The organism is Streptomyces sp. NPDC058964 (genome assembly GCF_042741275.1).
GTDB lineage: Bacteria > Actinomycetota > Actinomycetes > Streptomycetales > Streptomycetaceae > Streptomyces.
The window spans coordinates 1-7,353 of the sequence record NZ_JBHYKH010000259.1; the positions used below are offsets into that span (position 1 = coordinate 1).

Below are 7,353 nucleotides of genomic sequence, written 5' to 3' on the forward strand. Positions count from 1 at the left end.
CCCTGGCAGGAGCGAAGTGCGAGCGAGGTGTCCCCCCCCCCGCGGGGCCCGCGCCCCCCCGCGCCGCCGGGATTCACCCCCCCCCCAACCGCGCGGGGCGGCCGCCCGCCCCCGGCCCCCCCCGCCCGCGCGGCCGCCCGTATCACCCGGCCCTATCTGATCGTGATCGACGACGTCGGCCTGCTTCCGGTCGGCGAGGACGCCGCCGAAGCGTTCTACCGGATCATCGACGCCGCATACGAACGCCGCTCAATCGCGGTGACCAGCAACATCCGGCGCCTGGCTGCACGGCGTTCACACCCCAGAGCAGCGCCGCAATCACCGCGGCACGAACCGTCCGACCGGGGCCCCACTGGCTACCTTCGGTGACACGATCATCATCGGGCACACCCGTGCGCAGGTCCACGCGGTGTCCATCGGGGAACGCGTCCCACAGCTCACGCTCCGGTGAAGTCAACTCGTCGTACGAGAGCACTCATGCATAGTAGTGATCTTCCTTCGCGCCCGCCGTGCCCAACCGCGCGCAGACCGGAGGCCCGACCACGGGCGGCCTTGCGGCAGTTGGGCCACCCGGTACGGCGGGACCGCCGTCTCCTGGGAGGCGGCGGTCTTGATGCTGTTTCATCGCCGAGGGACGGCCTTGTGTGAAGCCCGACCCGAGGTCAGTTCCAGATGCCGGTGATGTCGGAGGCATTGGCCGCGGCCCCGGCGTGGGTCGTCAGCCCGGCTAGGTCCTCAAGGGTGCGCAGCGTGTCGTAGTGGTTGTAGTGCGTCGAGGTGGAGCTGCCCGGCGCGACGTGCGCACCGTAGAACACGGTGGCTATGTGGTTGCTGTGCGAGCTGTCGTCCTCGTCGAAGGTGACGGCCAGGATGCTGTTGTGCGTCTGGGCCCAGGTGGCGTAGGCGCTGAGGTTGTTCTGCAGCCAGGTGTCACCCGTGGAGATGGAGCAGTCGTGCATGTCGTTGCAGAGGTTCGGGACGACGAACGAGACCTTGGGCAGGGTCGTGTAGTCCGTCGGGAACTGCGCGAAGGTGTGCGCGGTGTTCAGCGGGACGTTGCTGAAGGCGAACCAGGGGTTGTGCTTACGGGCGTACTTGGTGGCGGAGTTGGTGCACACCGTGGAGCCCTGGGAGGGCAGGCCCTCGTTGTAGCTGCCCCAGCTCTTGCCGGCGGCGATGAGCTCGGAGCCGAGGTTCGCGGCGCTGCTGAACTGCGGGGTGTAGCAGTTGTCGTTGGTGATGCCCTGGTTGTTCCCGGAGAAGAGGTCCAGGTAGTTCGGCTGGCTGGGGTGAGTGATGGCGAACGAGTTGGTGAGGTTGCCGCCACCGGCCTTCAGCGTGTTGTTCAGGTACGGGGCGCTCGTGCTGCCGATGACCTGCTCGTAGGAGTGGTTCTCGAACACGACGACGACCACGTGGTCGGGGGCGGGAAGAGCGGCGGCCTGCGCGGCCGGGGCGGCGACCCACACCCCGACCAGTGCGGCGGGGAGGGCGGTGACCAGGGAGAGCGCCCGGCGCGAGCGCTTGACGCGGGACAGCAAGGACACGGTGGACCTCCTGTGTGAGCGGATAGCGGGGAGGTTGTCCACTGATCAGGTCCTTTCTGATCAGGCGATAGGAGACTAGAGTGCCTGAGTCAGGGCATTCAGGTGACTGGCGGTGAAAACCCGTCAAACAGCCGTTGGCTGCCGAGGGCTCATTCATCCCCTGTATTCACCTTCCGGAGGGTTGCCCCAGAACACCCGAGCCCCGCATCGGAACCGGCCCCCGCAGCGCGGACGGAGCTTGGGCTGCAACGTAGTCATGAGACGAACTGGCCGAATCCGCCGACGTGTTGCCACGCGGCGCAGATCCGCATGGAGGTTCGGTGGTGAGATGTGGAGATTCCTCGGTGAGCCTCCCTGCGTCTGCGTCATCGGCTGGGGCGGCCCGCGCGAACACCCTCGGCCATTGCGAACTTGCCGTGCTGCGTTCGCGCTCGCATGCAACGCGCGTCTCATGAGGAACTTCGGCGCATTGTGCGCGGGGGCCGCGACCACCTCAGGAGTCCACGACGTTCTCAGCCCCAGGAACGAGCTGATCGGCGGCCTGCATCTCCTCACTGACGGTGAGTGGTTCTGGTACACGGACCTGGCGCACTACGTCGAGCACTACCACGTTCCCCTGGACGCCCGATTCGTCGACCACGCACAAGGTCGCGGCTGGAGACCGCCTCAGCTGAGCGACGCCGAGCTCGTCCGGATCGCCGACACCTTCTTCCCCGACGATGGCTCTGCACCCGTCGTTGTTGACGGTGGGCAGTAGAGAGCTTTGTGGGATGCTTAGAACCGAGGCCGCTCGACTCCTTCGCTGCATGAGGTGTCTCTCCAGCCGAACGGTTCTCGGGTGCCCTTGACCGCTGTCACGCTCAGATCGACCGTCACGCTGAGTACGCGACCACAAGGAGTGGACCAGAGCCCGAAGTCATGCACATAACCAAACTTGTGCTGCGTCGCGGTCCGCTTCGACCACGGGTCGCTGATGCTGCCGCCGACCTCGGTCGCGCCGTTGTAGGTGACCGTTTCACGGGTGAATCCCGCATAGGGCTCGGAGTCGGTGATCTCTTCGGCCTTGATCCCGGCGACCTTGACCGTCTGCGCTTGTCGGGGTCAGGGGTCTTGCCGTCCGGGCCGAGAACGCGGTCGCCGTTCATGCCGTAGACCGTGGTCCCCTTGCTCTGCGTACCCGTGGAGACACCGGTGAGGTGGGTGACCTGCTGATAACCGCGTCAGACGGACCAGGTGCGCTCCTTCGTCAGCAGTGTCAGAACGGAGGTTCGGTGGAGAAGGTGCCACTCCAGACAAGTTCGGCCGGTTTGGTCCTCGGTTCTTGAAGAACTCCCACGGCGTCCTTGATACGACCGAGGTCGATGAGGTGCCGGGCGAGGAGGGAACTGTTGGAGGGCAGGTGCTGTTCGAGGACGGCGACAGCTTCCTCCGCGCGGCCGGCCCCTGCCAGCAGGTCGGCAACGCTCCAGGCCGCGTACCAGGTGTCGCCTTCGGGATGCGCCCGCGCCTGCTCGATTGCCTCGTCGAGCAGGCCGCAACCGGCCATGAGCGGAAGCCTCATCCTGAAGAAGTCCCACTCCTCCTCACCGTCGCGGCGCGCCTTGAGGGCATCGAGGTAGGCCAGGCCGTCGTGGGCGCGGTCGTGGTCGGCGTACAGAGTGCACAGTGTGTCGACCATCCAGTCCTCCCCGCCGCCGGACGACTCCGCAAGTGTGCGCATCACCTCGATCGCCTCGTCGCCCCTCCCGTGCCGGGCCAGGAGCTCGGACAGGAGCACAGCACCGTGACATTGGCGGGCTGGAGAGTCGCCCGGCCGCCGGTACACGTCGATGGCGCCTTCCAAGTCACCGCGCTCCTCCAGCGCCTCGGCAAGGCGCCGCGCGGCGTGCCCGTGGTACTCGGCCGCCGCGTACGCGCGCAGTTCCTCGATCCGGTCGTGCCTCGCCAGCAGGTCGGCCAACTGGTCACGGCCGTTGACGGAGGTGATGTTGCGGGTGTGCAGCAGGGCGATCGCGTCCTCGACGCGGCCCTGGCGCTCCCGGATCGCGGCCAGCAGTCCGACGGCGTTGAACGGCTCGGTCCGCCGGTTGTCGCAGTCGGGATCGCCACAAGCGGAGACCGCCTCGACCCGGCCCTCCAACAACGCCGCTGCGTCCTCGTCCAGGCCCGCGCCCTCAGCGATGTCGACTAGACAGTCGGCGAGGAACCAGTCGTCGATCCCGGCCCTCAGAAGGGTGAACGCCTCGCCGCCACGGTCGTGGCGGGCCAGCAGACGTGCGAAGAACTCCAGTGCCAGCCGGTCTCCCGCCTGCGCGTACGGTCGGGCTCGCTCGATCGCCTCCTCCACTCGCCCCCAGTCCTCCAGCAGCTCCGCCTCAGCCCGGGTGGCCGGCCACCAGCCCGACGCGACATAGGGAGCGAGCGCCTCCAGCGCCTCTGCCTGCCGGCCCTGCCCGCCGAGCAGGCGTGCCCACTCCCGCGCGCAGAACCACTCCCCACGCCCGGCCTGGAACTCCACCTCCACCACATGGCCCAGCTCAAGAAGCCGTGAGACCAGCAGCGGCGGAATGCAGCCGGACAACGTCCGGACCCGGTAGTCAAGATCAGCAGCGTCCACGGCAGCGCACCCTAGCCCCCACCTCTGACAACGGCCCGCGCCCCGCTGTGGTCAAACTCCGATGAGACGAACGCTTGCCAGTCGGACTTCGATGAGACTCGTCAGACTTCGTTGCGACAGGACACCCGCTGAATCGGTCGTCGGCTGCGGACCGTAACCGGACTGGGAGAGTGTCACGCTGATCTGCGAGGTGGCCCTAATCCAGGAGTCGGGCCCGTTTTCTGCGCCGCATCGACAGCGTGACAGCCGGATCAGGGTGCGTGACACCGGTGCGCATGACAGTCACCCTCTCGGGGCCGTACTGGAAAATTTGAACGAGCTTGAGCGTAGGCAGGCCGCCGCCGAGTTGCGGAGCCTGCTCGTGCAGCACGTCCCGCAAGGGGACGTGACCGCCGGGCCGGGTGGCCTGGCCGTTGGCGGCAATGTAGATGTTCGCGCCGAGGGCGGCTCTGTCCGCGCCGGGGTGATTCACGAAGATGTGCACACCAGCAACCCTCTCCAGCCGGTTCTGACCCAGGGCTGACCGATCCGGCACCTCCTAGCCCAACCTTCACCGGAGCATGACGGCAGGTCACTGGCTCCTTGTCGGGGCTGCGTTGTCAGTGGTGGGCGATACGTTCGAGGTCTTGGAACCGCTGTTGCACGACAGGAGTGGACGATGACCGAGAGCAGTGTGCTGCCCGCGCTCAGGGTGGTGCTGACGGACGTCAACGAGCGTGTGGTGGAGGCGTGGCGCGCCGCCTTCGCCGACACCCCCGGCATCGAGATCCGCAAGGGCTCGATCCTCGACAAGGACGTCGACGCCTGGGTCACCCCCACGAACTCCCGGGGCCGGATGGACGGCGGGGTCGACGCCGTCATCAAGCGGCATCTGGGGGCTGGCATCCAGGTGCGCGTCCAGCGGGCGATCCGCGACCGGTTCGCCGGACCCATGCCGGTAGGCAGCGCGGTCTGCGTCCCGTCCGGCGCGACCGTCCCCCGGTACCTGATATCGACGCCGACTATGGTGCGGTCCTCGCAGGACGTGAGTGCCACGCTGAACGTGGCGCTGGCGTGCGCGGCCGCTTTCCAGGCCGTCCACCGGCAGAACCGGAAGAAGCCTGGCAGCATCCGGTCCGTGGCGCTGGTCGGGATGGGGGCGCAGACCGGCCAGGTGCCGGCCCGGGTGTGCGCCAATCTGATGTGGACCGGCTACACGCTCTTCCACGACCACTGGTTCGAGGACGACGACGAGCTGCGGTCCACAATCATCTCCCAGCTCCACGGGATCGAGAACGCGCCCGTCGACCAGCGGGTGCGCATCGTGCCGCCGACAGCCGTCACGCCCGTCGCCCCCGCGTCGGCGCCCGAAACTGCTGCTCCCGCTCCCTCCGCCGCCCCCTCCTCTTCTTCTGCCACGACGAGCGAAAGCACCTCTGCCATGGCCGGATCGACGACCGGCGTCCCGGCTCTCGGTCAGCCGCCGCAGGCCCAGCCCGATGCGAACGACCCCCTCGCCCTGACCGAGCTCTTCGACGGCGGCGGGGAGGCCTGGCTCCCGCTGCTGAAGCCGGTCATCGAGGCGCAGCCGGACGCCGCACGGTTCATCGGGAAGGGCCGCAGCCACGAGGTGGTCCCGGTCCGCGAGCTGACGTTCCAGGCGCTCAAGCCGAACCCGCCGCACAAGTGGAGGGTCGTGGTCTTCGGTCAGAACCCGTACCCGCGGCCGGAGAGCGCCACCGGCATTGCCATGTTCGACAACACCTTCAGCGACTGGAAGGACAGCCAGTTCGGCCGGGTCGTCAGCATCCGGTGCCTCATCAAGGCGGCGGCGATGTGGAAGTACGGCATCGCCAAGAAGACCCCGATCGCCGACGTGCGGGCGCTGCTGAAGGAGCGGGACACGGTCCAGCCGCCGGAGTGGTTCCAGGCGATGCTGACGCAGGGCGTGCTCCTGCTGAACGCGTCGCTGACCGCGAGCGGCGACGGGGCGATGGGTGCCGACCAGCACACGGCGTTCTGGCGGCCGGTCGCCGAGCGGATCGTCGAGGAGATCCTCAAGGCCAAGCAGGACGCGACCGAGGAGGACCGCGGGGTCGTGTTCGCGTGGTGGGGGGCGCACGCCCGCAGCCTGAAGCGGGTCGTCCTGCGGCTCCAGCAGAAGTACCCGGACGTCGACGTCCGGCACCTCGACCACGCGAACCCGGCGGCACAGGGCGACATCTTCTGCGAGGGCGACCACTTCGCCCAGGTCAACAGCGCCCTGACCTCGCTGGGCGCCGACGGCATCGACTGGCTGCCGAGCAAGGGGTGGAACGAGCCGGCGGCCGGCTCGGGCGGTGCGGACGGGGGTGTCTCGGCGCGCATGGGCGCTTTCATCGAGTCGACCATGAATCTGCACCAGCTGTACCTGGAGCGCCTCACCAGCGTCAAGGACGAGGGCCTGGTCCTGCCCGCGATCACCGGTGTCTTCGACACCCCGCTGATGGACTTCCAGGACGCCGTCGCCCCGGTCTCCGCAGCACTGTCCGGGCTCGCCAGGCACATCCAGCGCTCCCACGACTTCGGCAAGCAGCGTGCGGACCGGACGGCTGGCGACGGCCTGTCCGCCGACGCGATCGCCGCGCTCCACCTCTACACCTGTGAGTCAGCCTTCTACCGCGAGATCAACAGCGTTCTGCGCTCCCCCGACCGCACCAGGGTCACGCCCTACCTGCCGTACCTGCGGCTGCTGTTCTCGGCGGTCTCGGAGCTGCCGACCTACACGCAGCCGTTGTGGCGCGGGGTGTCGCTGGACCTTCGGGCGCAGTACCCGGTGGGACGAGCGGTGACCTGGTGGGGCGTCTCCTCGTGTACCTCCGAGCTGAAGGTGGCCAGGGCGTTCTTGGGCAGTCGCGGCAGGCGGACCCTCTTCGAGGTGACACCGGCCCGGGCGGTCGGGATCAAGAGCTTCTCCGCCTTCACCGGCGAGGAGGAATACATCCTTACGCCGGGTACCCAGCTCAAGGTGACGGAGGTAAAGAGCGAGCCCCGCGGGCTGTGCACGATCCGGCTGAGCGAGGTCACGGACGCCGCTCCCGTGGTGTCCTGAACCGCCCCCCGTTCCACGGGGGCCACGGTCGTGGGGGGGGGGGGGGGGGGGCGCGGGGGGCGCCGCGCGGCGGGGCGCCCCGCCGCCCCGCGCCCCCCCGCCCCGCCCCCCGGCCCCCC

General features: G+C 68.6%; 5 protein-coding genes and 2 pseudogenes. 3 read left to right on the forward strand and 4 right to left on the reverse strand.

Annotation, left to right across the window (positions count from 1 at the left end; translation table 11 throughout):
* Positions 1–123 precede the first annotated feature (123 nt).
* Positions 124–273 (forward strand): annotated as a pseudogene (locus ACFW2E_RS27615) (ATP-binding protein); the annotation flags it as partial.
* Positions 274–662: 389 nt separating this feature from the next.
* Here ACFW2E_RS27615 and ACFW2E_RS27620 read toward each other — a convergent pair.
* Positions 663–1,547 carry an alkaline phosphatase family protein gene (locus ACFW2E_RS27620; RefSeq protein WP_384469775.1) on the reverse strand — a complete coding sequence of 295 codons (885 nt, stop codon included), beginning with the start codon at positions 1,545–1,547 and terminating at the stop codon, positions 663–665.
* A 451-nt stretch (positions 1,548–1,998) separates the two neighbouring features.
* Between ACFW2E_RS27620 and ACFW2E_RS27625 the strand changes: the two genes are divergently transcribed.
* Positions 1,999–2,304, forward strand: a complete 306-nt coding sequence (locus ACFW2E_RS27625; RefSeq protein WP_384469776.1) for a hypothetical protein — start codon at positions 1,999–2,001, stop codon at positions 2,302–2,304.
* A 176-nt stretch (positions 2,305–2,480) separates the two neighbouring features.
* On the opposite strand, the pseudogene ACFW2E_RS27630 reads toward ACFW2E_RS27625, so the two are convergent.
* From ACFW2E_RS27630 to ACFW2E_RS27640, 3 genes and pseudogenes are all read right to left on the reverse strand, one after another.
* A pseudogene (locus tag ACFW2E_RS27630) lies at positions 2,481–2,791 on the reverse strand (hypothetical protein); the annotation flags it as partial.
* Positions 2,792–2,802: 11 nt separating this feature from the next.
* The gene (locus ACFW2E_RS27635) at positions 2,803–4,164 is read right to left on the reverse strand and encodes a hypothetical protein (protein WP_384469777.1); all 1,362 of its coding nucleotides are present in this window, start codon (positions 4,162–4,164) and stop codon (positions 2,803–2,805) included.
* 196 nt (positions 4,165–4,360) lie between these two features.
* Positions 4,361–4,648 (reverse strand): hypothetical protein, encoded by a 288-nt coding sequence (locus tag ACFW2E_RS27640; RefSeq protein WP_384469778.1) that lies wholly within the window; start codon positions 4,646–4,648, stop codon positions 4,361–4,363.
* Positions 4,649–4,822: 174 nt separating this feature from the next.
* Between ACFW2E_RS27640 and ACFW2E_RS27645 the strand changes: the two genes are divergently transcribed.
* Complete coding sequence (locus ACFW2E_RS27645) at positions 4,823–7,234, forward strand: ADP-ribosyltransferase domain-containing protein (RefSeq protein ID WP_384469779.1); 2,412 nt, start codon at positions 4,823–4,825, stop codon at positions 7,232–7,234.
* Positions 7,235–7,353 lie beyond the last annotated feature (119 nt).